Annotated in this window: 19 protein-coding genes, 2 tRNA genes and 1 other annotated feature; of the genes, 2 read left to right on the top strand and 19 right to left on the bottom strand. The window is 46.9% G+C overall.

Annotation, left to right across the window (positions count from 1 at the left end; translation table 11 throughout):
- Positions 1-6: 6 nt before the first annotated feature.
- Positions 7-3,120: a DUF5717 family protein gene (locus B5F29_RS01550; RefSeq protein WP_087152911.1), complete on the bottom strand. Its 3,114-nt coding sequence runs from the start codon at positions 3,118-3,120 to the stop codon at positions 7-9.
- Positions 3,121-3,322: 202 nt separating this feature from the next.
- On the opposite strand from B5F29_RS01550, the gene B5F29_RS01545 reads away from it, so the two are divergent.
- Positions 3,323-4,426, top strand: a complete 1,104-nt coding sequence (locus B5F29_RS01545) for a pyridoxal phosphate-dependent aminotransferase (protein ID WP_087153061.1) — start codon at positions 3,323-3,325, stop codon at positions 4,424-4,426.
- Positions 4,427-4,480: 54 nt separating this feature from the next.
- Here the strand turns inward: B5F29_RS01545 and B5F29_RS01540 are convergent, their stop codons facing one another.
- A complete protein-coding gene (locus B5F29_RS01540) occupies positions 4,481-5,467 on the bottom strand; it encodes a peptidylprolyl isomerase (protein ID WP_087152910.1) in 987 nt (328 codons plus the stop codon).
- Positions 5,451-6,263: an HAD-IIB family hydrolase gene (locus B5F29_RS01535; protein ID WP_087152909.1), complete on the bottom strand. Its 813-nt coding sequence runs from the start codon at positions 6,261-6,263 to the stop codon at positions 5,451-5,453. The genes B5F29_RS01540 and B5F29_RS01535 overlap by 17 nt, the downstream gene beginning before the upstream one ends.
- A gap of 210 nt (positions 6,264-6,473) precedes the next feature.
- On the opposite strand from B5F29_RS01535, the gene B5F29_RS01530 reads away from it, so the two are divergent.
- Positions 6,474-6,752, top strand: coding sequence for a hypothetical protein (locus B5F29_RS01530; protein WP_087152908.1), 279 nt, complete (start codon positions 6,474-6,476; stop codon positions 6,750-6,752).
- A 109-nt stretch (positions 6,753-6,861) separates the two neighbouring features.
- Here B5F29_RS01530 and pdxR read toward each other — a convergent pair whose 3' ends face one another.
- The 16 genes from pdxR to B5F29_RS01450 all read right to left on the bottom strand — a co-directional run bounded on the left by pdxR (position 6,862) and on the right by B5F29_RS01450 (position 21,778).
- The gene (pdxR, locus tag B5F29_RS01525; protein WP_087152907.1) at positions 6,862-8,262 is read right to left on the bottom strand and encodes a MocR-like pyridoxine biosynthesis transcription factor PdxR; all 1,401 of its coding nucleotides are present in this window, start codon (positions 8,260-8,262) and stop codon (positions 6,862-6,864) included.
- Between the two features lie 3 nt (positions 8,263-8,265).
- Entirely contained in the window at positions 8,266-9,933 is a 1,668-nt protein-coding gene (locus B5F29_RS01520) for a glutamine--tRNA ligase/YqeY domain fusion protein (protein ID WP_087152906.1), read from the bottom strand.
- Positions 9,934-9,965: 32 nt separating this feature from the next.
- Complete coding sequence (locus tag B5F29_RS01515; protein WP_087152905.1) at positions 9,966-11,411, bottom strand: lipopolysaccharide biosynthesis protein; 1,446 nt, start codon at positions 11,409-11,411, stop codon at positions 9,966-9,968.
- Positions 11,380-12,708, bottom strand: coding sequence for a polysaccharide pyruvyl transferase family protein (locus B5F29_RS01510; protein WP_087152904.1), 1,329 nt, complete (start codon positions 12,706-12,708; stop codon positions 11,380-11,382). The genes B5F29_RS01515 and B5F29_RS01510 overlap by 32 nt, the downstream gene beginning before the upstream one ends.
- 1 nt (position 12,709) lies before the next feature.
- Positions 12,710-13,678 carry a Coenzyme F420 hydrogenase/dehydrogenase, beta subunit C-terminal domain gene (locus tag B5F29_RS01505; RefSeq protein ID WP_162608336.1) on the bottom strand — a complete coding sequence of 323 codons (969 nt, stop codon included), beginning with the start codon at positions 13,676-13,678 and terminating at the stop codon, positions 12,710-12,712.
- 83 nt (positions 13,679-13,761) lie between these two features.
- A tRNA-Thr gene (locus B5F29_RS01500) sits at positions 13,762-13,834 on the bottom strand.
- 110 nt (positions 13,835-13,944) lie between these two features.
- Positions 13,945-14,685, bottom strand: a complete 741-nt coding sequence (gene rlmB, locus B5F29_RS01495; RefSeq protein WP_087152902.1) for a 23S rRNA (guanosine(2251)-2'-O)-methyltransferase RlmB — start codon at positions 14,683-14,685, stop codon at positions 13,945-13,947.
- The gene (locus tag B5F29_RS01490) at positions 14,682-15,113 is read right to left on the bottom strand and encodes a Mini-ribonuclease 3 (RefSeq protein ID WP_087152901.1); all 432 of its coding nucleotides are present in this window, start codon (positions 15,111-15,113) and stop codon (positions 14,682-14,684) included. Before B5F29_RS01490 ends, rlmB begins: the two co-directional genes overlap by 4 nt.
- Entirely contained in the window at positions 15,098-16,504 is a 1,407-nt protein-coding gene (gene cysS, locus B5F29_RS01485; RefSeq protein WP_087153060.1) for a cysteine--tRNA ligase, read from the bottom strand. Before cysS ends, B5F29_RS01490 begins: the two co-directional genes overlap by 16 nt.
- Positions 16,505-16,533: 29 nt before the next feature.
- Positions 16,534-17,901 (bottom strand): DUF3329 domain-containing protein, encoded by a 1,368-nt coding sequence (locus B5F29_RS01480; RefSeq protein WP_087152900.1) that lies wholly within the window; start codon positions 17,899-17,901, stop codon positions 16,534-16,536.
- 11 nt (positions 17,902-17,912) lie between these two features.
- Entirely contained in the window at positions 17,913-18,329 is a 417-nt protein-coding gene (locus tag B5F29_RS01475; RefSeq protein WP_087152899.1) for a GtrA family protein, read from the bottom strand.
- Complete coding sequence (locus B5F29_RS01470; RefSeq protein WP_242955547.1) at positions 18,313-19,248, bottom strand: glycosyltransferase family 2 protein; 936 nt, start codon at positions 19,246-19,248, stop codon at positions 18,313-18,315. Before B5F29_RS01470 ends, B5F29_RS01475 begins: the two co-directional genes overlap by 17 nt.
- A 59-nt stretch (positions 19,249-19,307) precedes the next feature.
- Positions 19,308-19,958, bottom strand: a complete 651-nt coding sequence (epsC, locus tag B5F29_RS01465) for a serine O-acetyltransferase EpsC (RefSeq protein WP_087152897.1) — start codon at positions 19,956-19,958, stop codon at positions 19,308-19,310.
- Positions 19,959-19,996: 38 nt separating this feature from the next.
- Positions 19,997-20,217, bottom strand: a binding site (T-box leader).
- 45 nt (positions 20,218-20,262) lie between these two features.
- Positions 20,263-21,108: a GNAT family N-acetyltransferase gene (locus tag B5F29_RS01460; protein ID WP_162608335.1), complete on the bottom strand. Its 846-nt coding sequence runs from the start codon at positions 21,106-21,108 to the stop codon at positions 20,263-20,265.
- Positions 21,090-21,638 (bottom strand): 2-C-methyl-D-erythritol 2,4-cyclodiphosphate synthase, encoded by a 549-nt coding sequence (ispF, locus tag B5F29_RS01455; RefSeq protein WP_087152895.1) that lies wholly within the window; start codon positions 21,636-21,638, stop codon positions 21,090-21,092. The genes B5F29_RS01460 and ispF overlap by 19 nt, the downstream gene beginning before the upstream one ends.
- Positions 21,639-21,704: 66 nt before the next feature.
- Positions 21,705-21,778, bottom strand: a tRNA-Met gene (locus B5F29_RS01450).
- Between the last annotated feature and the right edge of the window lie 9 nt (positions 21,779-21,787).

Genomic DNA, 21,787 nt, shown 5'->3' with positions numbered 1-21,787 from the left:
CTCCTTTTATTTTCGGTGGAACTGAGTCTCTGCCAGATCAGTCAGTTCTTCATATTCTGCCATCATTTTTTTCAGTTTCCGGTCCTGACGGCAGTCCAGCGCCTTCTGCATCTGGCAGAGCCTCTGATATCTGCCTCCGCCCAGGATCTGTTCTTCCCGGTTTTCCTGAGTCCGGCATTCTGTGGATACAGACGATCCATCTTCCCGTTCTTCCGTAAAAAACCAGGTAAGACGTTCTCCGTAAAACAACACGAAGCCCCGGCTGAACACGCCCCCGCAGACCGGGTAGATACGTTCCGTCATATAATCAAACGTCTTTTTCCCGTGGTATTCCAGTACATAATGGAGAATTACCCGGTGCGCCGGATTGCAGCGGTATTCCACCACCGTCAGTCCGTCCGGCATCACCCGTTCCGTCAGGAACGGAGACAGTTTCTGCATAAAAGCAAAATACCGGCGCTTTTCTCCCAGCTCTTTCATCATCTTACGCACCAGCTTTTTCTGCACCTCTGTCAGGAGCAAAAGCACCGAAAGTTGTTTCAGATAAGAAAGCCCCGCCGCTTCCGACAGACGGTCTTCCCAGATGAAATGATGTTCCAGACTGGCAAACAGCCCTTCGGGCACCTCCTGTCCTCTGACAAAATCCAGCCAGCCAAGATAATTCAGGCAGGCCATACACAAAGTCCGGTCTCCTCCCCGATCGTCCATTGCTTCAAATACCGGAAAAACCTGGCATACATGATGCTCCGTGAACAGTGCCTGGGCCAGGATCTGTTCTTCCAGCGCCGGAAAACACAATCCGAAATCCTCCGCCGCTTTCCAGACCGCCAGCAGTTCTTCCACGCTTCCCTGTCCGTATTCTGCCAGCAGAGCCAGGATCTGTTCCGTATAGACTCCCTGCCGGAAGACCTGAACCGCGAACGGTATCAGAGACTTATGGTCTCCTCCTTCTCCCAGTTTCCAGAGGATCAGGCGCAGCAGGCTCCGGGCATTCATGCCGTCCGCTCCATACTGTTCCAAAAGTTCAAAAGCTTTGCCGCGATCCCCGGACTCAGCCAGGACTTCCATATAAGAAGCCCTCTCTTCTCCTGTCAGCATCCCAAGCTCTGCATCTCCCAGGCTCAGCCTCTCATCCAGTTTTTCCATGCGTCCGTGTTTCCGCTCATATTTCAGCAGCTCTATTTTCAGACGGCGCCGCCAGCTCTCTTTTATGCGGCTGTCTTCCAGCAGCCGGTACGCGATCTCCACGTTTTCGCTGTTCAGCCGGTGCTTCCCCTTCCCTTCCAACAGGTACAGATTCAGACCCGTATGATGTTTCAGGCCGGACACGCAGGCCTGCATAAATCTGGGTTCAATCAGGACCTTTTTCAGGCTGTACGGCACGGTGCGTCGGTATTCCCGGCCTTCCTCGTCTATGAGCACAATCTGCGCTCCCGGTGTGTAGACCGGCACATAGGCCTCTCCCCCTGCAAGGGGAACCCGGATCCGCTCTTCCAGCTCTTCGTAACGGACCTCCACCTGGCGGATTCTTTTCTCCTCACAGGTCAATTTCCTCAAAAACAGCACATCTGCCAGCGCCTCCAGCAGATGTTCCTCCAGAGTATCCGCCCGCAGGCACCGTTCATACAGCCATGCCAGATCTTCATTGACTTTTCTTTTTGACAGCTGCTCCATCAAAAACTCCTGCAGCGGCCTCCGGTGCGCCTCGCACGCCGGATCCTCTCTGGACCCGTATCTTGCCAGATTACAGTAAAATACCGTCTTCTGATGGCTGGTAAGCGTATTATGATAACTGAAATACAGAATCACCTGTTTGGGAAGGATCCTTGAATAGTTCTCCGGCAGCGCGTACATAAAATACTCGTAAAGATTCGTAATCCTGGCATCCAGTTCCACGCCTTTCTGATACCAGACAAACGCGTCTGAATCCGTTCTGTGCCCCCGTATATAGACGGAACAGACAGCTCCCGCCGTCTCTTTGCAGGGATGAACCTGATAACAGGCTTTTAAAAGCTTCGCGGACAGCCATGTCCAGTTCTTCAGCCTGGACGCCTGCCGGGCTGCCGCCTGAGCCGCTTCCGGCGTAAGCAGCCCTCTGGAAGCAGCCCAGTAAAGTGTCTGCAAAGTAAATGCGTCCAGCTTCTCAAAGAGCGCCGGATCCCGGCTTAAAATATTCCACGCCTCCTGATAGAGCAGCCGGTTCCGGGTTCCCATTCGGAACTGACGCTCCAGTACCATATAACGGGTACGCGTATTCCTGGAAAGCTTCGGATCCAGTTCGAGCAGGCAGGCAGTCACCAGCCAGTTTTCCGGATATCTCTGGTAAAGTTTCTGCAGCTGTGCCACCCCGGAGGAATTTTTCTCTCCCTGTCCCTGGTACAATGTATTTACATACAGAAACAGAGCTCGCACGGAGACTTCCCTCTGCTGAAACAGGCGCGTCCGTTCATACTTGCGGAGGATCCAGCCCGCCTCTTCTCTCCGGTCCTCCCGGATCATCACCCACGCATCCAGCAGCAGATAAAAAGCCGACTCCGCGTCCGCGCTGCGCAGACGGTCCGCCAGTTCCCGGAGTCTTTTCACCGATTCTTTCGGAGTGCATGCGCCGCGCCGTTCCTTTTCCAGCTCCCGTTCAATCTCAAAAAGGGCCTCCTCCTGCTTTCGCCTTTCTGTCCACGCGGCGCTTCTTCCTCTGCCCTTCCGGAAGGGAGTTTCCTCGGGCTCCTTCTCCGGAAGAGACGGCAAAGGAATCTCTTCTTTTTCCGGCGCTTCCTCCCGGCTGCGGATCCGGATCTGCACCGGGATCTCATATTCTCCGGCGCTGGTCAGAAACAGGAGTCTGCCCGTCTTCTGTTCTCCCGGCCGGATCCACCGCGGCGTATAGCTGAACTCCACCCTGGCAGCTCTGGCGAAGAAACTGTTCCCATAAAGCGTCATGCCGGGAATCTCTGACAGCACCGTTCCCTTGACCCTTCTCTCATCTGAGGAAGAGACACGGATGCTTCCGCGCGCCTCGTCGCCTTCTCCCAGTTCCATCTCCAGTTCCGACGGTTCCAGAATCAGCTTCGGCTGTTCATATGTGAATTTCCCATTTGAAAAATCAATGATTTTTTCTTTCATGCAGATCCCGCCCCAAACCTGCCGGCAAAAAGCCGGCTTTGACTATTGTTATTTTCCTGATTAAAGATTATACTAAGGTACCGGAGCCAAAAGTTATTTTGACCTTAATGGTATTATTATACCACTGACGCAGCGCGCCGTGCAACTGCGGCGCATAAGAAGACAAGCGAGGAATCATTTTATGAATACAGCAAAAGAAAAGCTGCTGGAAGCCAAAGAGCATTTTCACGGCAGCGACCTGGAAAAAATCGAAAAATATTTCGGAATTCCCAAAGACCGGATCACCGCCTTCGGGGCCAATGTCAACCCTCTGGGGATCTCTCCCCGTATGCGCAGAGGACTGGCGTCGCATATCGACGCGGTCTCCGCTTATCCGGATCCGGAATACACGGAACTTCGCGGCCATATCGCCGCATACGCGGGCTGCCGGCCCGAAGAGATCCTTGTGGGGAACGGGTGTACAGAATTAATCTCTTTGTTTATCCAGATCCATCCCCCGGGGAAAGCATTCATCGTCTCTCCCACTTATTCTGAATATGAGCGGGAAATCCGTCTGTGCGGCGGATCAGTCCGGTACTACGCGCTTCAGGAAACTTTGGATTTCCAACTGGACACAGAAGATTTCTGCCGGGAACTGTCCGCGCAGAGGCCGGATATCTGTGTGATCTGCAACCCCAACAATCCTACCTCTACCGCGGTTCTCCCCGACGATATGCGGCGGATCCTGGACTGCTGCCGGAAACTGGGAACCTTCGTCATGATCGACGAGACTTACGCGGAATTCGCTCCGGAAAATGCCGGGGTCTCCGCCGTCGGACTGTTAAAAGAATATAATAATTTCGTCATTCTGCGGGGAGTGTCCAAGTTCTTCGCCGCGCCCGGGCTGCGCCTGGGCTACGCCATGACAAGCAACCTGGATCTCCTTGCCGAGATCCGCGAACGGAAAAATCCGTGGACGCTCAACAGCCTGGCCGACGTGGCAGGCAGCCTGATGTTCACAGACCGGGAATATATCGAACAGACCAGGGAACTGATCTCTTCCGAGCGGGAACGCGTCTTCCGGGAGCTTGCATCCTGGAAAAATGTAAAAGTCTACCGTCCCTGGGCCAACTTTATCCTGGTGCGCATCCTCAAGGAAGGCGTCACCGCATACGACATTTTCCTCCATGCCATTCGCCGGGGCCTGATGCTCCGGGACTGCTCCACTTTCCCGGGTCTGGAAGACGAAACCTTTTTCCGTTTCTGCTTTATGATGCCGGAGAAAAATACAGAATTGATGGAATGCCTGAAAGAACTGCTGGGATAATCCCGAAAAGAGCCTGCGCAAAATCTGCTGTCAGATTCAGCGCAGGCCCTTTTGTCAATCTTCCGGAAAATAATTCCGGTACACTTCAAAAAAGGAATCTGTCTTCACTTCTTCATAATCCGCCAGATTCACCCTCTCCCACAATTTTTCCTGATATTCGGACAGAGTATCCGCCATCAGGGTATTATACGTCTCCCGGAAACCTTCTTCTTTTCTGGCCTGTTCCAGCCTGGACTTATTCGCTTCCGATTCGTCTTCCATGTAGGTATTGACACATTTCAGGATGTAGTAGCCTCCGTCATCGGCAAATACATCGCTGACCTCTCCATTGTCCAGATTAAACGCCACTTCCTCATAAGTCTCGTCCATATCTCCGCGGGCAATGGATACGGTAGTCTGAGATGCGCGGGAATAATTGGCCGCCAGACTCTCGAAGTCTTCTCCCTCATCCAGTCTGGATTTCAGTTCGCCGGCAAGCCGTTCTTCCGGCACCAGTATCTGCTGGATCTGGATAATCCTGGCTTCATCGTCGCTGATCTCCACACTGACGGCCTCCATAACCTGGTCATAAGCTTTCTCGGAGAGGCAGTAATCCTCATACATCCCTGTCAGATCTTCCTGGTCCACTTTCAGGAGCGAAAGTTCCTCTTCACTCAGCGTGGCATAATAATCCGCAGCCGCCTGCTCCGCCGAAGCGGTCTCCTCATCAGAAAGAGTGATCTCCTGTTCCTCCGCCAGCAGCACCATGCTTTTCACCTGCGCCAGCTGGGAAATCACCTGGTTCTTCAGATATTCTTCCAGCGTAATCCCGCCGAAGTCATGATCCCAGACTTCCACTCCGTATATGTTTTCATACTGATTTTTCTGATTATTCAGATACACCAGCGCCTCCGGAAGCCTGCAGGATACTTTCCCGATACGGAACAACTCATCAGCCCCCAGCCCGGTTGTCAGCACAATCCGGGTATTGCCGCAGCCTGCCAGCGAGATCCCCATCACTGCCGCCAGAACCGCGGCCGCATATCTATTTTTCTTTTTCATGTCTGACCTCCTCCAGCAACTGCTTCAACACCTGAAGCACGCCGTCTTCTTTATAGGAATCCACCTCATACCGGGCCGCCGCCCTGACTTCCGGAGCAGAGCCTGCCGGCGCGTAGCTTCTGTCCGCACACTTCAACATGGAAATATCATTAAAATTATCGCCGAATACCACGGTCTCCGCCGGCGTCGCGCGCAGTTCGTTCTGAATATAGCGGACCGCGCCTCCCTTGGTGGCCTCGGGGCTGTTAATATCCAGCCACTTCTCACCGGAAATATTGATGGAAAAGACATCCTTCCACCTGTCATAGAGCTGCTCTCTCAGTCCCTGAGAACCGTTATCCCCGTACAGGCTTACTTTAATACACTGATCCGTATACCGGGACAGATCGTCCGTCACTCCGCCTGTGCCTTTATACTGCCCAAATACCAGTTTCTGAAACGCTTCATCCTGATCGTCTGTATAATATCCGTCCAGAGTGGACAGAAGCACCCGGCATCCGGGCAGGTTCCGGGCTTCCTCCAGAAACTGCTCCAGCTTTTCCCTGTCCATATATATTTTTCTCAGCGGAATTCCATTTTTCTGTATAAACCCGCCGTTATCCGACACATAATAAATCATGCCGCATATTTCATGAAACACTGCGTCCACGCTGCTCTTCTGGCGTCCGCTGGCCGCCGCAAATGAAACGCCAAGATCCGCCAGATCCCGGATCACTTTAAAGTACTCCGGATTCAGGGCCGTACATCCCTCCGGCACCAGAGTCCCGTCTATATCGCTGATAATTAATCGAACCATTGTTTTTCCTTTATCGTTATATTTTGAAATTACAGACGCGCGAAAATGGCGAAAAGCCGCCTTCCCGCCGCATATCTTATAGTGTAATAGAAAATACCGGAAAGCTCAACGGATAATTTCTTAAAATTTAATGATTTTTATCTTTCCAACCAGGTCTATTTGATATAAAATAAGAGGAAATAAATGTCATGATGTAAAGGAGTGTTCAAAATGAAAAAACTTTTGAAAACGCTTATGACTCTTTTGGCGGCTGTATGCGCTGTCATCGGCGGTCTGTATGTTTACCGCAGATTTTTTGCAAAAGACGAAGAACTGGATGAAGTCTTCGATGAAGATAACGCTGCTGACGACGATGAGGAAGAAGAAGTCAGTGCCTTCGATACGGAGGAAGAGATCTTCGAAGACGAAGATATCCCTGTCCGGTCTGCGTCCGGTGAAGAGACATCCGACGATGCCTCCGCTCCGGAAGAAGAAATCACAAAAGAGTAATCCGATTAAAAAAGGACCGGCGCCGCCGGTTCTTTTTTCATGTTTATCTGGAACAGTTCAGAACGTCACGCTTTCTTCCTGTCCCTGTTTTTCCGCCGCCCTGGACTGTTTATATTCCATTCCAGGCTTCCGCCAGCAGGCGCACCGCTTCCCGGATCCCGTTTTCTTCCATACCGGCATATCCCAGCAGGACTGTCGGCGGATGTTCCTGCCGATCTATACAATACTCTGATAGCGGGTAGACGCGGACTCCCGCGCCGGCAGCGCCTTCCACCAGTTTCTTCTCCGATCTGTCCGCGGAAAACTGCAGCAGAATGTGTACCCCCGCCCTTTCTCCCAGGACTTTACGGACTCCGCCGATCTGCCGGATCTCCGACAAAAGTATATCGTGCCTGCCTTTATACACGGCGCGCATCCGGTTCAGATGACGTTCAAAATATCCCCGTTCCATAAAAAGCTGAAGCATCTTCTGATCCGTACGGGATACCGTACAGGAAAAACTTCTTCCGATGCTTTCATATCTTTCCGACAGTTCCGGCGGCAGCACCAGATAACTGATCCGGATGGCCGGGGCGATGGATTTGGAAAATGTTCCCATATAAATGACTCTGTGATTCCTGTCTATGCCCTGCAAAGCAGGGATCGGTTTCCCTACATAGCGGAATTCGCTGTCATAATCATCTTCCAGAATATATCTCCCCGGTTCCGCTGCCGCCCAGCGCAGCAGTTCCTGGCGGCGGCGGATGGGCATCACTGTCCCCAGCGGAAACTGATGGGACGGCATCACGTACGCGATGTCCGCCCCGCTCTCCCACAGTTCCTGCACATTCATCCCATGGCGGTCCATGGATACGGTGCAGCAGTCAAACCCGAGACTTTGAAATACCCGGTAAGCGTGGCGGTATGTGGGACTCTCCATGGCGATCCGGTACTCTCCTCCCAGAAGACTCCGAAGAAGCATGAGCAGATAATCATTTCCCGCTCCGACCACGATGCGGGACGGATGAACCTGCACGCCTCTGGCCTGGTGCAGATAACTGCCTATGGCATTCCTTAGCCCCTCTTCTCCCTGGGCGTCACCCAGCCTGAGAAGTTCTTTCTGATCGTCCTGCAGCACTTCTCTGTTTAACTTTCTCCAGGCAGGATAAGGAAAATGCTTCAGATCCACTCCATTCGGAGAAAAATCATACTTGTACATTTTCCGTTCCTGCCTTCCGGAATCTGCCTTCTCCGGCACCGGCGTATCCAGTTGGTACAGCTCTCCAACCTGACATACATAATATCCCCGGCAAGGAACATTTTCCACATATCCCTCGGATACCAGCTGCTCATAGGCCAGCTGCACCGTCGTGCGGCTGACCTCCAGCCTGGAAGCCATCATACGGGTAGACGGGAGCCGCTCTCCATGACGGACGGCTCCCCGTTGGATCTCATCCTTCAAGTATTCGTATATCTGCTCATACAGAGTCTTTTCCCCATGTACGTCCAGATGCAGCGCAATCTCATACATATCCTAATTCTGCTTCGGCAGTTTGAAGGAACTCTTCAGCGACACGATCCGGTTGAATACCAGCGCGTCCGGCCTGGAGTCCTTCGCGTCCACACAGAAAAATCCGTTTCTCACAAACTGGAAGCTCTCATAAGCCTCTGATCCGGCCAGCGCAGGCTCCACTTTCGCCTGCGTCACCGTCAGGGAATTGGGATTGATGTTCATGCTGCCGTCCTCGTTGTAGACGCCCTTTTCTTCGTCGATCAGATTCTCGTACAGACGTACTTCCGCATCCACGGCGTACGGCGCCGGCACCCAGTGGATCGTCCCTTTTACTTTCCGTCCGGTAAAGCCGCTTCCTGCCTTCGTCTCCGGATCATAGGTACAGTGTACTTCGACGACCTTTCCGTTTTCATCCTTTACGAAGCTCTCGCATTTCACAAAATATGCGTGCATCAGGCGCACCTCGTTGCCCGGGAACAGACGGAAATATTTCTTCGGCGGTTCTTCCATAAAGTCATCCCGCTCGATGTACAGTTCCCGGCAGAACGGAATCTTCCGGGATCCCAGTTCCTCATTCTCCAGGTTATTGGCGGCGTCCAGGTACTCTACCTGACCTTCCGGATAATTGTCGATGACCAGTTTGATCGGATCCAGCACCGCCATCATACGGGATCTCTTCATCTTCAGATCCTCCCGGATGCAGTACTCCAACATGGCATAATCCACAGAACTCTGGCTCTTGGATACGCCGCAGAGATCCACAAACATCTGGATCGATTCCGGCGTGAATCCCCGGCGGCGAAGCGCCGCGATGGACACCAGGCGCGGGTCGTCCCAGCCGTCTACCACTCCTTCTTCCACCAGCTTTTTGATGTATCTCTTACCCGTCACCACATTGGTCAGATACAGCTTGGCAAACTCGATCTGCCGCGGCGGATGGGGATATTCCAGTTCCCGCACTACCCAGTCGTACAGCGGACGGTGGTCTTCGAATTCCAGCGTACAGATGGAATGCGTGATGCCCTCGATGGCGTCCTCGATGGGATGGGCAAAATCGTACATGGGATAAATGCACCATTTATCGCCGGTGTTGTGATGCGTCATGTGCGCCACACGGTAGATGACCGGATCGCGCATATTCATATTGGGAGAGGACATGTCGATCTTGGCGCGCAGCACCTTCTCTCCATCCCCATACACGCCGTTCTTCATGTTTTCGAACAGTTCCAGGTTCTCTTCCACGCTGCGGTTCCGGTACGGGCTGTCCTTGCCCGGCTCGGTCAGCGTGCCGCGGTATTCCCTGATCTCCTCCGCGCTCAGGTCGCAGACGTATGCCTTTCCCTTCTTGATCAGCTTCACCGCAGCCTCATACATCTGCGGGAAATAATCCGACGCGAAGAACAGCCTGTCCTCCCAGTCCGCGCCCAGCCACTGGATATCTTTCTTGATCGCCTCCACGAACTCTACCTTCTCCTTGGTAGGGTTCGTGTCGTCAAAACGCATATTAAACTTGCCGTTGTACTTTTTCGCCAGTCCGTAGTTCAGCAGGATGGACTTGGCATGCCCGATGTGCAGGTAGCCGTTGGGCTCCGGCGGGAAACGGGTGTGCACGGTGTCGTAGACGCCTTCGGCAAGGTCTTTTTCGATCTCTATCTCAATAAAGTTTTTGGAAACAGTCGTATTTTCCATAACAGGGTCCTCCTCGTGTAAGTTATGGTATATCATAGCATATCCGGTTTTCGGATTGCAAGAAATACATTCCTCTTTTTCCACAGAACTATCATAAGTATTATCAAAATTAAATATCTTAATAATACATATTGATAAATTATCGGGAAAACCGATGCACTGATCAACACAACGGCTGCCAAAGCAAATACTGCTTCACGTTTATATACACGGTCTCCGATTACCTTTTTAGAAAGGAAATAAATACCCGCATCCTGAAGGAAATAGGACGCAAGCGTCGTATATCCGGCTGCCATATACCCGAAATGAGGAATCAGCAAAAGATTCAATACAAAATTCAAAACTGCTGCAAATATTCCTGCGAACATAATATAATTTTGCTTTTTCTTAACCCAAAAAATATTTGAATACATTGTAAATACAGAATTAAAAAATGCCCCTCCTACAATAGCCGGAACCGCGTTAATTCCTTCCAGATAACTGGCAGGAGCCAAAAAACGAATTATCTCAGGCGCCAATCCCATAATAACAACACATACAATCCCAAAACAAGTTACTATTGGAATTACGAGAGAAGACAATGTTTGTATTTGATTATTATGGCATCTTTTATAAATTGTAGGAGTCAATGTCGCATTTATTGATGTCCAAAGGACAGAGACCACTGAAGCTACCGTATATGCAATACTATATAACCCGGCTGCCGCGTCATTAATCAAATAAGAAAGCATAATCCGGTCACTACAATTCAAAATATACGTAGAAATAGCATATGGCAGCATAGGAAGATTATATAGGAATCCATATTTCCAATATTGGAATTTAATTTTCAGTCTTCCTCTGTATGTTTCCAGCACATAACACCCTATCCCTAACAAAATATTAATAATCTGAGCGCCTATGATTCGGGCCTCAACTTTATATGCCGGAAAAATATAAATTCCGATAACAGCAAGTATTGGCGAGCCAATCATGATAAGTATTGTATATACGCAAATTGCCTTATATCGATACGCAAATCTTTGCTGTGTCTTCCAGAATTCAAACGCTGGCTCCCATATAAAGCAGAAAAACATAAATATAATAAGCAGATCAGAAATCTGAAGAAAACGAAAGACAAAATGATTAATAAACCATACAATAAAAAACACAGCTGCTGTCAGCACGTTGGCTAATGTCAGCACAGAAAATGTAAAGCATTTTTCATCATCTTTATACTCTAAAATGCCATTATTATATACGCTGCTGTATAAATTAAACATGGCAAATATCGCCATAATCTCTACCCAAGATGAATAAATTGATATCTGCCCGAACTCAGATGTTGTTAATAGTCTGGTAAAGATAGGAGCCGTCAAAAACGAAATCCCTTTTTGTAAAAAATTAACAACCATATACGCTACAGATGCTTTTACCGCAACCGGCAGCGCACTTATCTTTTTTAAATTATCTCCGATCTTCATTATTAAAGACTTCATCTAAATACCTGCCAAATTTCACTTTTTCTTCTTTCAGTATTTTTTCTGCCTCATAATAAACAGCTGCTGTTAATTCTGGTTTTCCAGCTTTTATCCATTCATCGAACATTCTGTTTTTTAAACAAAATTTTCCAAGCAATGTACTAAGACGATTCTCCATATTTTCGGCATTCGTTCCTTCTCTGTTAAAACACAGAAAATTTTTATGGAATAAAATAGAAAAAGCACAACCATGAAATGAATCTGTGCAGATTATTTCAGCATTTTCTACCAGATATAAAAATTCTTCCGGATTCGTCAGATAAAAGTTTTCCTGCTCAAATTCGAAAATATCAATAATCCTTAGTTTATTTTTTTGAGCTATTATCTTGCTTTCGTTCCTCGCCTTTTGAGCTCCATTTCCCAACAAATACACTAGCATATATTTTTCATTTGTTTGCAAATATGATGGTTTCTTCTCCATGTCATGCCATGTTTTTACTGGAATATACATTGTAGGGTCAATTAATAATTCTGCCGATTTCCCGGTCAAATCTCTAATAAGAGCCACACCGCTTTCTTCCCTGCAAGATAAATATTCAAATCCTTCCAGACCTTTTATATATATATCCCGTTCTTCTGAAGGGACAGCATCAAACCCAAAGCTTGGTGCAATACATATTCTCTTTTTCTTATCTGTAAACTGAAGAAAAAAATAATATAATTCTTGTTCTGACGCTGTCCAATTATGCCATACTTGATCACTGCCAACAACAAAACAATCATACGTCTGACTCAACGTATTGGGCAAGTTGAATACGTTTATTTTTTCACCAAGCAACAAATACTTTTCTGAAAACCGTTTAAACCTGTTGCATCTTTTCTCATCTAACGCATAGCGCTTATATTTTCCTTTCCCACATCCTAAAATAGCAATTATTCGGGCAATATATCTTTTTATCTGTAAAATATAATTTTTATTATCCTGTCCTTCCAGTTCTCCTACAATAGTTCTAACTTCGTATCCTCGGTTAAGCAAAATTTCCTGAACGGCAAAATTTTGTAATTTATTTCCTATATTATTGTCATCATAAAGGGTAATAATAGCGATTTTGCATCTTTTCTGTTCCTGTATTTTTATAGGACACACTTTTTCACATTTTAAGCACGAAACACAACATACTCTATCTATAGTCGGATAGTTAAATCCTTCTTCATCTTTCACCATATGAATAGCATTTTGGGGACATGCAGCCTGACAAGCAGTGCAGCCACAACATAATTCCTTTTTTTCGAACAATACCGGGCTTTTTTTCATTTTATTTCCTCAAAAGTATTTTTATAGATATTATAGCTTTTTTCAAAAACTTTTTTACCACCGTCGACAAAGATTCCGAAGTGCAATAACCAATGCTTCTTACTAAACTAAAATTTTCACGAATAGATCTAAAAAAATCCTCTCTTTTAGCAGGCTTTTCCGCCGATTGCATAAAAGCCGAATTTTCATCTATCGCTGTCCAAAAATTCGTTTCCCAAAGCTCAACTTCACCTTTTATCATCTGCAACACTTTTTGTCCTAATTCTGAGTGAACAAATATTACAGAAACTCCCTCTTTGTTATATACTTCTGGCATATTGTCAATTCCCCAAAAATCACCAAGGGTAATATCCGCTTTTCTTTCAATTGTCTTAAATTTACAGCAGTAACATGAAGGTCTGAGAAAAAGGTTTGCTAAATACCCTCTCATATAATAGTCATGATTTAAATCCTGCTTATACGATGATCCATCAGAAAAATTGATTTTTAAAGAAAAATTTCTCCATCCATTTGTCTTATCCCTAAAGTTAACAGAGCTAATTTCCTTTTCTTTAGAAATTTCCCGCAAATATTTTTCCCAAGTCAATGGACTAGCTACTCCATGACATATAAAATCCATCGTTAACAATGTTTTATATTCATCTTTTAAAAAGGCCTTCAAACCATAAATCTGGCACGGCGTACCTGAAAACAGCACCCATCGTCCCTGATCTAAAAAGTCTTTCGTTTGAATATAGACATTTTTCAGATCACTCTGAACATACTTACTTCCCATAAAATTATTAACGTCTTCAATTTTTTCACAATAGCCATGTTCCACATTCCATTTTTCATCAAATTGCGCTCCAAACACGACTCCATGCATTGACAAAATAATATATTTTGACAGCAGGTAAAATATTCCACCAGAAGAACTTTGAACCCGTATTTCATTATCCTTTACATATCCTACATATGTTGATACTCCCATTTGCCTCTTCATACTATTCCTTCAACTGTACATATCAAATTATGTGAAAAGAGCGGAAATTCTATCGAATCTCCGCTCTCAAAAGCTGCTGACGGGAATCGGACCCGTGACCTCCGCACTACCAATGCGACGCTCTACCGACTGAGCCACAGCAGCCTGTCGTGTCGCTTCCGCTCGCGACTTGATTATATTATCACAGGCTTATCCCAGTGTCAACACCTTTTTAAACTTTTTTTGCAAACGCTGTTTGAAACGCTTTTTGAAAACTATCCTCTTCTCTGTCTTACGATCTCATAGGCCAGCACGCCCGCGGCTACAGAGGCATTTAAAGAATCAATATCTCCCTTCATAGGAACCGAGACCTGATAATCGCATTTTTCCCGGATCAGCCGGCTGACCCCTTCGCCCTCGTTGCCGATCACCAACCCGATGGGACCTTTCAGGTTTACGTCATACATGACCGTCCCATCCATATCCGCGCACACAAACCAGATGCCCTGCTTTTTCAGTTCGTCAATGGTGGTGCCCAGATTAGTCACTTTCGCCACCGGCGTATAATTCAGAGCGCCTGCAGATGCTTTCGCCACCGTGGCGGTCAGCCCCGCTGCGCGCCTTTTAGGAATGATGACCCCATGGGCCCCCGCCAGATTGGCTGTCCGGATAATAGCCCCCAGATTATGCGGATCTTCAATATTATCCAGCAGGATCAGGAAAGGATCCTCCCCCTTCTCCCTGGCCGCCTGCAGAATATCTTCCACCTGAGCATACTCATAGGCCGCCGCGTAGGCGATCACTCCCTGATGTTTCCCGGTCTCGCTCATATGATCCAGACGCTCTCTGGGTACATAGCTGATCACCGTATCCCGCTTCCGCGCTTCCCGCAGAATGCTGTTTATAGGGCCGTCCTGACATCCTTTCAGGACAAACAGTCTGTCAATAGTCCTGCCGGACCGGAAAGCCTCCAGTACGGCGTTGCGCCCTTCTATCGTCAATTCTTCATATCTCACGGTGTACCTCCCGTCTTCTCCAGACCCAGTTTTACCAGATCTATCATTCTTTTCATCTGATCCGTCAGATACAGGTAGCCCATCAACGCTTCAAAACCTGTGGCATGACGGTAATCATGCATGGTGGCATGCTTCGCCATACTGACCGTCTTGGCATTGCGCCCGCGTTTATAGACCTGCATCTCGTCCTCTGTCAGATCCTCCTGCAATGCCTCGATCATCGCTGCCTGGGAGGAAGCTTTTACATAACTGCTGGCTCTTTTGTGCAGCGTATTGGCCTGGCGGCCTCCTCTGCATACCAGTACGGTCCGAATCACCAGTTCATAGACTGCGTCTCCGATATAAGCCAGCACCACAGGAGAGCAGGTGCGGATATCCAGCTCTCCCAGTTCAAACTGCTCTTTCAGGTATTTTATGCTCTCTTCCATTTTACTCCTTCACGGGTATCTTCCAGAACGATTCCCTTTTCCAGAAGTTCTGCCCGGATCTCATCTGCCCGCGCGAAATTCTTTGCCTTTCTGGCTGCCTGACGCTCTTCGATCAGTTTCTCGATATCCTCATCCAGCAGTTCTTCTTTTTTCTCGGTGATCAGTCCCATGATATCGCACAGCCCCTGGATCTTTTCACACAGCGTCTCCGCGTAAGCTTTGCTGCTTTTCTCGTCCGCAGTGGTATTGGCAAATTTCACCAGATCAAAGATGGCTGCGATGGCGTCGGCTGTGTTAAAGTCGTCATCCATAGAATCGTCAAAGGCTTTTTCATATTTTACTGCTTCTTCCGCCTTTGCCGCTTCCTCCGGAGTCATCTCCTGCGTGGAAGCATGCTCCGCGAGAAACTTCAGGTTATCCACTGCCGTCTGGATTCTCTCCAGCGCATTTTTGGAAGATTCCATCAGTTCCGCGCTGAAATTCAGCGGGCTGCGGTAGTGGGCGTTCAGCATAAAGAAACGGAGTACCTGAAGGTCATATTTCTCGCTGATCTCTCTTACCGTAAAGAAATTTCCCAGAGATTTGGACATTTTCCGGTTGTCAATATTCAAAAATGCATTGTGCATCCAGTATCTGGCAAATTCCTTTCCCGAGCAGGATTCGCTCTGGGCGATCTCGTTTTCATGATGGGGAAAGATCAGATCCTCTCCGCCGCCGTGGATATCGATCTGCTCGCCCAGATATTTTTTAGACATGACAGAGCACTCAATATGCCAGCCCGGACGTCCGTCGCCCCATGGAGATTTCCAGTATGGTTCTCCCTCTTTTTTCGGTTTCCAGAGTACAAAATCCAGCGGATCTTCCTTCTCATCTTCGCCGGATACCAGCAGCGAACGGTTCCCCGCCTGAAGATCATCCAGATTCTTATGAGACAGTTTTCCATAATCCTTAAACTGGCGGGTCCGGAAATATACCGTGCCATTCACGGCATAGGCATCCCCTTTATCGATCAGCTCGGAGATCATATCGATCATCCCGTCGATCTCCTGAGTCGCCAGAGGATGGGTCGTGGCCGGCATGATATTCATGCCTTCCATATCCTTTTTGCACTCCGCGATATATCTCTGAGAGATCTCCTCCGCGCTGACGCCTTCTTCATTGGCTTTTTTGATAATCTTGTCGTCCACGTCTGTAAAGTTGGATACAAAGTTCACTTCATAGCCTTTGTGCTCCAGATAACGGCGCACCGTATCGAACACGATCATCGGACGGGCATTGCCGATATGGATAAAATTATAAACGGTCGGTCCGCACACGTACATGCGCACCTTTCCTTCCTCCAGGGGGATGAAATCCTCTTTCTTTTTAGATAGGGTGTTATAGATACGAATCATATATTTGCTCTCCTTTAACTTAATTTTTACTCTTCGATTCCGGTTATAGAATCTACTTCATAGTACAGCGCCATCCATTCATTAAACCATGAATTTTTATCAGTGGATACATTTGGAGTTTTCATGGCCGGATTACATATATTCTGTTCATTGCTCAACAATGTAATGGCCACATCCCTTATTCCTTGTTCTTTCTGTTCTTGGATTTCCGATAATTGTAATTGATATTCTGAATATGTTTTTTTCAAATCCTTATACGCAGTCCAGTAATTAAATACCGCTACAATTCCTAAAATAGCTACCAGCTCTCTAAATGTCCTAATATCTAATTTCCATCCATCTTCCGTCATTTTCCAAATCAGCTGTCCAATTGCGCAAACTGCAGTGCATACTGCCCATATCCAGGATTTCCCCATAATAACGGGAGAAGCAAGCAATACAATTACACTAGCCGCCCCTGATAACATGTATACCACCGGGAAAGCAATATCTTCCTTCCAACTTCTTCCAACTTTTATACGCCATCTGATAAAAAGTACAGCAAGAACAAAAAAGAAAATATATAAAATCATAATATAATGATAGGAAAAACCTATTACTTCCCGTATTCTCTTCAGCAAAACTTCTGCTGTATATACTGTATCCATCTTAGCAGCGCTGCTTGGTGCTTTTAACAAAAACAAAAATCCCACGCATGATACCAACCAGCCGCTAACAGCCCATACTGGTATATGCCTTTTTTCATATACCCAAATCAATATAATCAGGAAAACAAGTCCAATAACTGCTCCTCCGCCATTTTCACTTGACCACCCACATATAAATGCCAACGGAATAATCAGAATTGCTTTTAGCCATTCAATAGGGCGTCTGCTCATTTTTTGAGGTGTTTCATGATGATATCGATAAAATGCCATCAGCCCAAGCAAAAGCATACTCATCCACAAATAGTTTACTGCTCCCGAAACCCATAAAACTGACAGTCCAAAATCCGGCAGACATAACCACATAAACAAGTAAACAAGCACCAGATGCCATGCCTTCCATTTCTTATATATAGGCTGTATATTAAATAAAAGTAAAATTCCAACTACTACATATGCAATAGAATTGCATATATTAAATATACTTTTGTCAAAAAGCATAAAGAACTGAATAATTGAATGAGCCACAATACGTCCATTAAAAGACTGATAATGATTTCTCATCGACGCAGGTATATCAGTAATTCCAGAAAGCCTTCTGCTAGAACTGCTTACTCTTCCTTGTTCAAAGAAAAAATGATACATATAATCGTCACCTGTGTAAATAGTGATTCGATTTAATAAAAATATACAGATAAAAACAAAAATACAGATGAGACTGAACTTTAATATTTTTTCCTTTTTTCCCAAAACACTACTCCTTATTTTTCTCTAAAAACAAAAAACCGCTGTCCCATATAATTCAATCCAACAAAAAGGCACATTCCTATTACCATAGCCATATTTTCTTGAACCATTACTGTCAAGCCCGACAAAATATATGCCGCCACAGGTCTGGCAACCCCATAAGCAACCAAGTAACATATGCTGATGTTAATAACAAACCGAAGTAAAGTCTTTTTCGTATTTGTTTTATTTCCAAAAGTAAAAAAACGGTTTAAAACATAGCTTAAAATACTGCCAAAAAAATAATTTGACGCCGAAGAGACCCAGTAACTGAAATGAAATATATTATAGAATATAAACATAATTCCAACGCCAAATACTGTATTTAATATTCCAACTAAAATAAATTTCCAAAAAGTTATATCAAATATTTTCTTAATCAACTGTATCATGTGCCTGATCCCCGCAAGTACTGGAAATAATATACCGTGGCCTTCCCTTAATTTCCTCATAAATCTGTGCAATATAAAACCCAATGATTCCAAGGCTGATCATCACAATACTGCTTGAAAACAACAACAGCAGAATAACCGTGGTAAAACCTTCCAATGCTATTCCATTAATTTTCTGTACCAGCGCTATTCCTCCAAAAATAATCGAGAGCAAAAACATAACAACTCCCAAAGCCGTAACAATTTGCATAGGTGCCGTTGAAAATGATGATATATTACTGATCGCATATTTTACCAGTGCGCTTGTTGACCACTTTGAAACACCCGCACTCCGTTCCTGAACATCAAACTCAATAAAAGTACTCTTAAATCCAATCCATGAAGATAATGCCCTGAAAAATGCATTTCTCTCCCGCATATTAAGCAAAACATTTACTGCCTTTCTATCCAGCAGACGAAAATCAGATGCATCTGACATATCAAAACCAACTGCCGCACTAATAAGAGAGTAAAAAATACGAGCTGCCAAAGAGTGCAATTTCCCTTCATCTCCTCTGCTGGACTTACGTCCTTCGACCACTTCATACCCCTTCTCCCAAAGCTTGTACATATCGATAATCTTTTCCGGAGGGTGCTGAAGGTCACAGTCAAGCACCACACAGCACTCTCCTGCTGCATTAGACAAGCCGGCCATAATAGCCGCCTCTTTTCCAAAATTTCTTGAAAAATGGATGCCCCTTATATCCGTTCGTTGAATTGATAGTCGTACAATTTGCTCCCAAGTATTATCCTTTGAACCATCATCTACGAAAATTAATTCATATAAAATCGAGGCTTTTAAAAGAATATCCCTGATTGCAGATGCACATTTTTCAACCATCTCTTCTTCATTATACGCAGGAACAATTACTGAAAGCATTATATTCACCTTTTCCGTTACATTAAGCATCTAATTTCGAGAAAATTATAGCATACGCTTTATTTAATTTCTACTTTTAAGCGCTCTAATTCTTCCCGCAATTTCCGGTTCTCTTCCCTGAGTTCCTGGATCGCGTCCAGCACCGGGTCCGGCAGGTTCACCTGATCCAGATCATTCCTGGGGATACGGACATTGTCCTTTTTCACAATGCGCCCCGGCACGCCTACTACGGTACAGTTGGCCGGCACCGGTCCCAGCACCACGCTTCCTGCTCCAATCTTAGAGTTCTCACCAATCGTAAAAGAACCCAGGATCTTGGCTCCCGCACTAACCATTACATTGTCCTCCAGCGTAGGATGGCGTTTTCCATGCTCCTTTCCAGTGCCGCCCAGAGTCACCCCTTGATACAGGGTTACATTGTCGCCCAGGATCGCAGTCTCGCCGATCACTACCCCTGTGCCGTGATCGATAAAGAGTCCTTTTCCGATCGTAGCTCCCGGGTGAATCTCGATCCCGGTTTTGCGCGCTGTCCTCTGGGAAATCCATCTGGCCCAGAAATAATGTCCTTTCTTATAAAGCTTATGGGCAAGCCGGTACTTCAAAATCGCATGAAAAGTAGGGTATAAAAACACTTCCATGTTGGACTTGATCGCCGGATCCCGTTCCCGTATGACGGCGATCTCTTCTTTTACATATTTAATAAGCCCCATATACTTCCCTCCAGAAAAATAAAACCTCCGTCTCCAAAACTAGAGACGAAGGTATCCGCGGTTCCACTCTACTGAAAGGCATCCCGCCTTCCACTCGATACACGTAACGTGTGTCTCCGTACAGGAATACTCGTATGCCTTTCCTCCTGTCTGCTCCCGGATGCACTTTCCTCTTCCTCTGCCCGGGACCGCTTTCAGCCGGTGACGGTCCCTCTCTGATGGTTTACAGAAGATTACTCTATCCGTTCCACGCATTTCACTATATGCTATAGAATATGGGATTCTTAAACTTTTGTCAAGTCCGTCAGACAATTTCCGACAAACAGATCCGAAACTCTCCGAACACCATAGAGGCCAGTTCCCCGACCGTCAGTTCCAGATCAGTCCTCTCCGGCGGCTGTGCCAGCTTCTCTGCTTTGCTAAGATCCGGCGCTGCTTCCCAGCAGAACCAGCCGTCATTTTTCTGAATGATGGGGTCATGGATCTTCAGATATAGTTTCTGCGCCTGCCTGGTATTGACCATGCGCAGCATCTGGCTTACATCTGTAATGCGCGCCATATAAGGAGGCATCTTCCCCGACGGCATCTCGCCTTCTTCCGCACGCTTCTCTGCTGCAAGATTTTCCAGATATACCGCGTCCCTTTTGCAGAACATCTGATAACGGGCAGCCAGGTACCGGTTCTGGTCTGCCGCATCCATGCGCTCTACCCGGGGAGACAATTCTGTATACGGGCATATCCAGACAAAATCAAATGGCGCGTAAATACGTTCGCTGGCCGGCATCAGAAAAGTAAAAGGCATATTCCGGGCAGCCATATCCTGTAAAGCGCGCACCAGGAGCAGACGCATATATCCGCGATGACGGTATTCTTTCCCGGTAGCCACTGCCACAATATAATTCACCGGTGTTTCAAACCCATTTACAATCATTGTATACGGATTCAGATGCACCATGGATACCAGTTCTCCATCCTGCTCCAAAGCCAGGATCTGGTTATCCCTGGCTTTACAGGTATAATAAAAATCTACAAACTTTTCCGTATCCTCCGGAAACGCCTCTTTATAGAGTCCTCTGGACCTTTCTTTTTCATCTTCCGGCAAGTAGAACGGCTCCGGCATTATTTCATCCATCAGGCTTCCTTCGGGCATCCGGCACAGCCTCCACATGTATTTTGCGGCATCTCAAGATCTGCGTCCAGATAAGCGGTAATCGGAAGCAGCGAGCAGATCGCCTGAGAGGAAATTCCCTCTCCACTTCCGGTAAATCCAAGACCTTCCTCTGTCGTCGCCTTGATGTTTACCTGACTTTCGTCAATTTCCAATGTTTGCGCCACATTCTGAATCATCTGCGGGATATGAGGCGCCATCTTCGGCTTCTGCGCGATGATCGTCGCGTCGATGTTGACAATCTGGTAGCTTTCCTGTTCCAGAAGTTCCCCGACATGTTCCAGAAGCTTTATACTGGATGCTCCCTCATACTTCGGATCCGTATCCGGGAAATGTTTTCCGATATCTCCCATGGCCGCCGCTCCGAGAAGAGCGTCCATGATCGCATGCAGCAGCACGTCCGCATCCGAATGCCCCAGCAAGCCTTTCTCATACGGAATCTTCACCCCGCCAATGATCAGATCCCGGCCCTCTGCCAGGCGGTGAACATCATAGCCGATACCAACTCTCATCTGTATTCCCTCCAAAATATATTCGCTAATATAAAAATAGCTTCCTAAATCCTTAGGAAGCCACAGTAGCGAAGGGGGGACTCGAACCCTCGACACCACGGGTATGAACCGTGTGCTCTAGCCAGCTGAGCTACTTCGCCATATTTATT

Source organism: Lachnoclostridium sp. An196 (assembly GCF_002160135.1).
Taxonomy (GTDB): Bacteria; Bacillota; Clostridia; order Lachnospirales; family Lachnospiraceae; genus Hominiventricola; species Hominiventricola avistercoris.
The sequence above is the reverse complement of the archived record's forward strand: the minus strand, read 5'-3'. Positions and strand labels throughout refer to the sequence as shown.

Excerpts from the sequence above, each read along its gene's own strand:
- B5F29_RS01550 (WP_087152911.1), bottom strand. The coding sequence starts at position 3,120 with ATGAAAGAAAAAATCATTGATTTTTCAAATGGGAAATTCACATATGAA.
- B5F29_RS01540 (WP_087152910.1), bottom strand. The coding sequence starts at position 5,467 with ATGAAAAAGAAAAATAGATATGCGGCCGCGGTTCTGGCGGCAGTGATG.
- B5F29_RS01535 (WP_087152909.1), bottom strand. The coding sequence starts at position 6,263 with ATGGTTCGATTAATTATCAGCGATATAGACGGGACTCTGGTGCCGGAG.
- B5F29_RS01530 (WP_087152908.1), top strand. The coding sequence starts at position 6,474 with ATGAAAAAACTTTTGAAAACGCTTATGACTCTTTTGGCGGCTGTATGC.
- pdxR (WP_087152907.1), bottom strand. The coding sequence starts at position 8,262 with ATGTATGAGATTGCGCTGCATCTGGACGTACATGGGGAAAAGACTCTG.
- B5F29_RS01520 (WP_087152906.1), bottom strand. The coding sequence starts at position 9,933 with ATGGAAAATACGACTGTTTCCAAAAACTTTATTGAGATAGAGATCGAA.
- B5F29_RS01515 (WP_087152905.1), bottom strand. The coding sequence starts at position 11,411 with ATGAAGTCTTTAATAATGAAGATCGGAGATAATTTAAAAAAGATAAGT.
- B5F29_RS01510 (WP_087152904.1), bottom strand. The coding sequence starts at position 12,708 with ATGAAAAAAAGCCCGGTATTGTTCGAAAAAAAGGAATTATGTTGTGGC.
- B5F29_RS01505 (WP_162608336.1), bottom strand. The coding sequence starts at position 13,678 with ATGGGAGTATCAACATATGTAGGATATGTAAAGGATAATGAAATACGG.
- B5F29_RS01490 (WP_087152901.1), bottom strand. The coding sequence starts at position 15,113 with ATGGAAGAGAGCATAAAATACCTGAAAGAGCAGTTTGAACTGGGAGAG.
- B5F29_RS01475 (WP_087152899.1), bottom strand. The coding sequence starts at position 18,329 with ATGATACAGTTGATTAAGAAAATATTTGATATAACTTTTTGGAAATTT.
- B5F29_RS01470 (WP_242955547.1), bottom strand. The coding sequence starts at position 19,248 with ATGCTTTCAGTAATTGTTCCTGCGTATAATGAAGAAGAGATGGTTGAA.
- epsC (WP_087152897.1), bottom strand. The coding sequence starts at position 19,958 with ATGGGGCTTATTAAATATGTAAAAGAAGAGATCGCCGTCATACGGGAA.
- B5F29_RS01460 (WP_162608335.1), bottom strand. The coding sequence starts at position 21,108 with ATGCCCGAAGGAAGCCTGATGGATGAAATAATGCCGGAGCCGTTCTAC.
- ispF (WP_087152895.1), bottom strand. The coding sequence starts at position 21,638 with ATGAGAGTTGGTATCGGCTATGATGTTCACCGCCTGGCAGAGGGCCGG.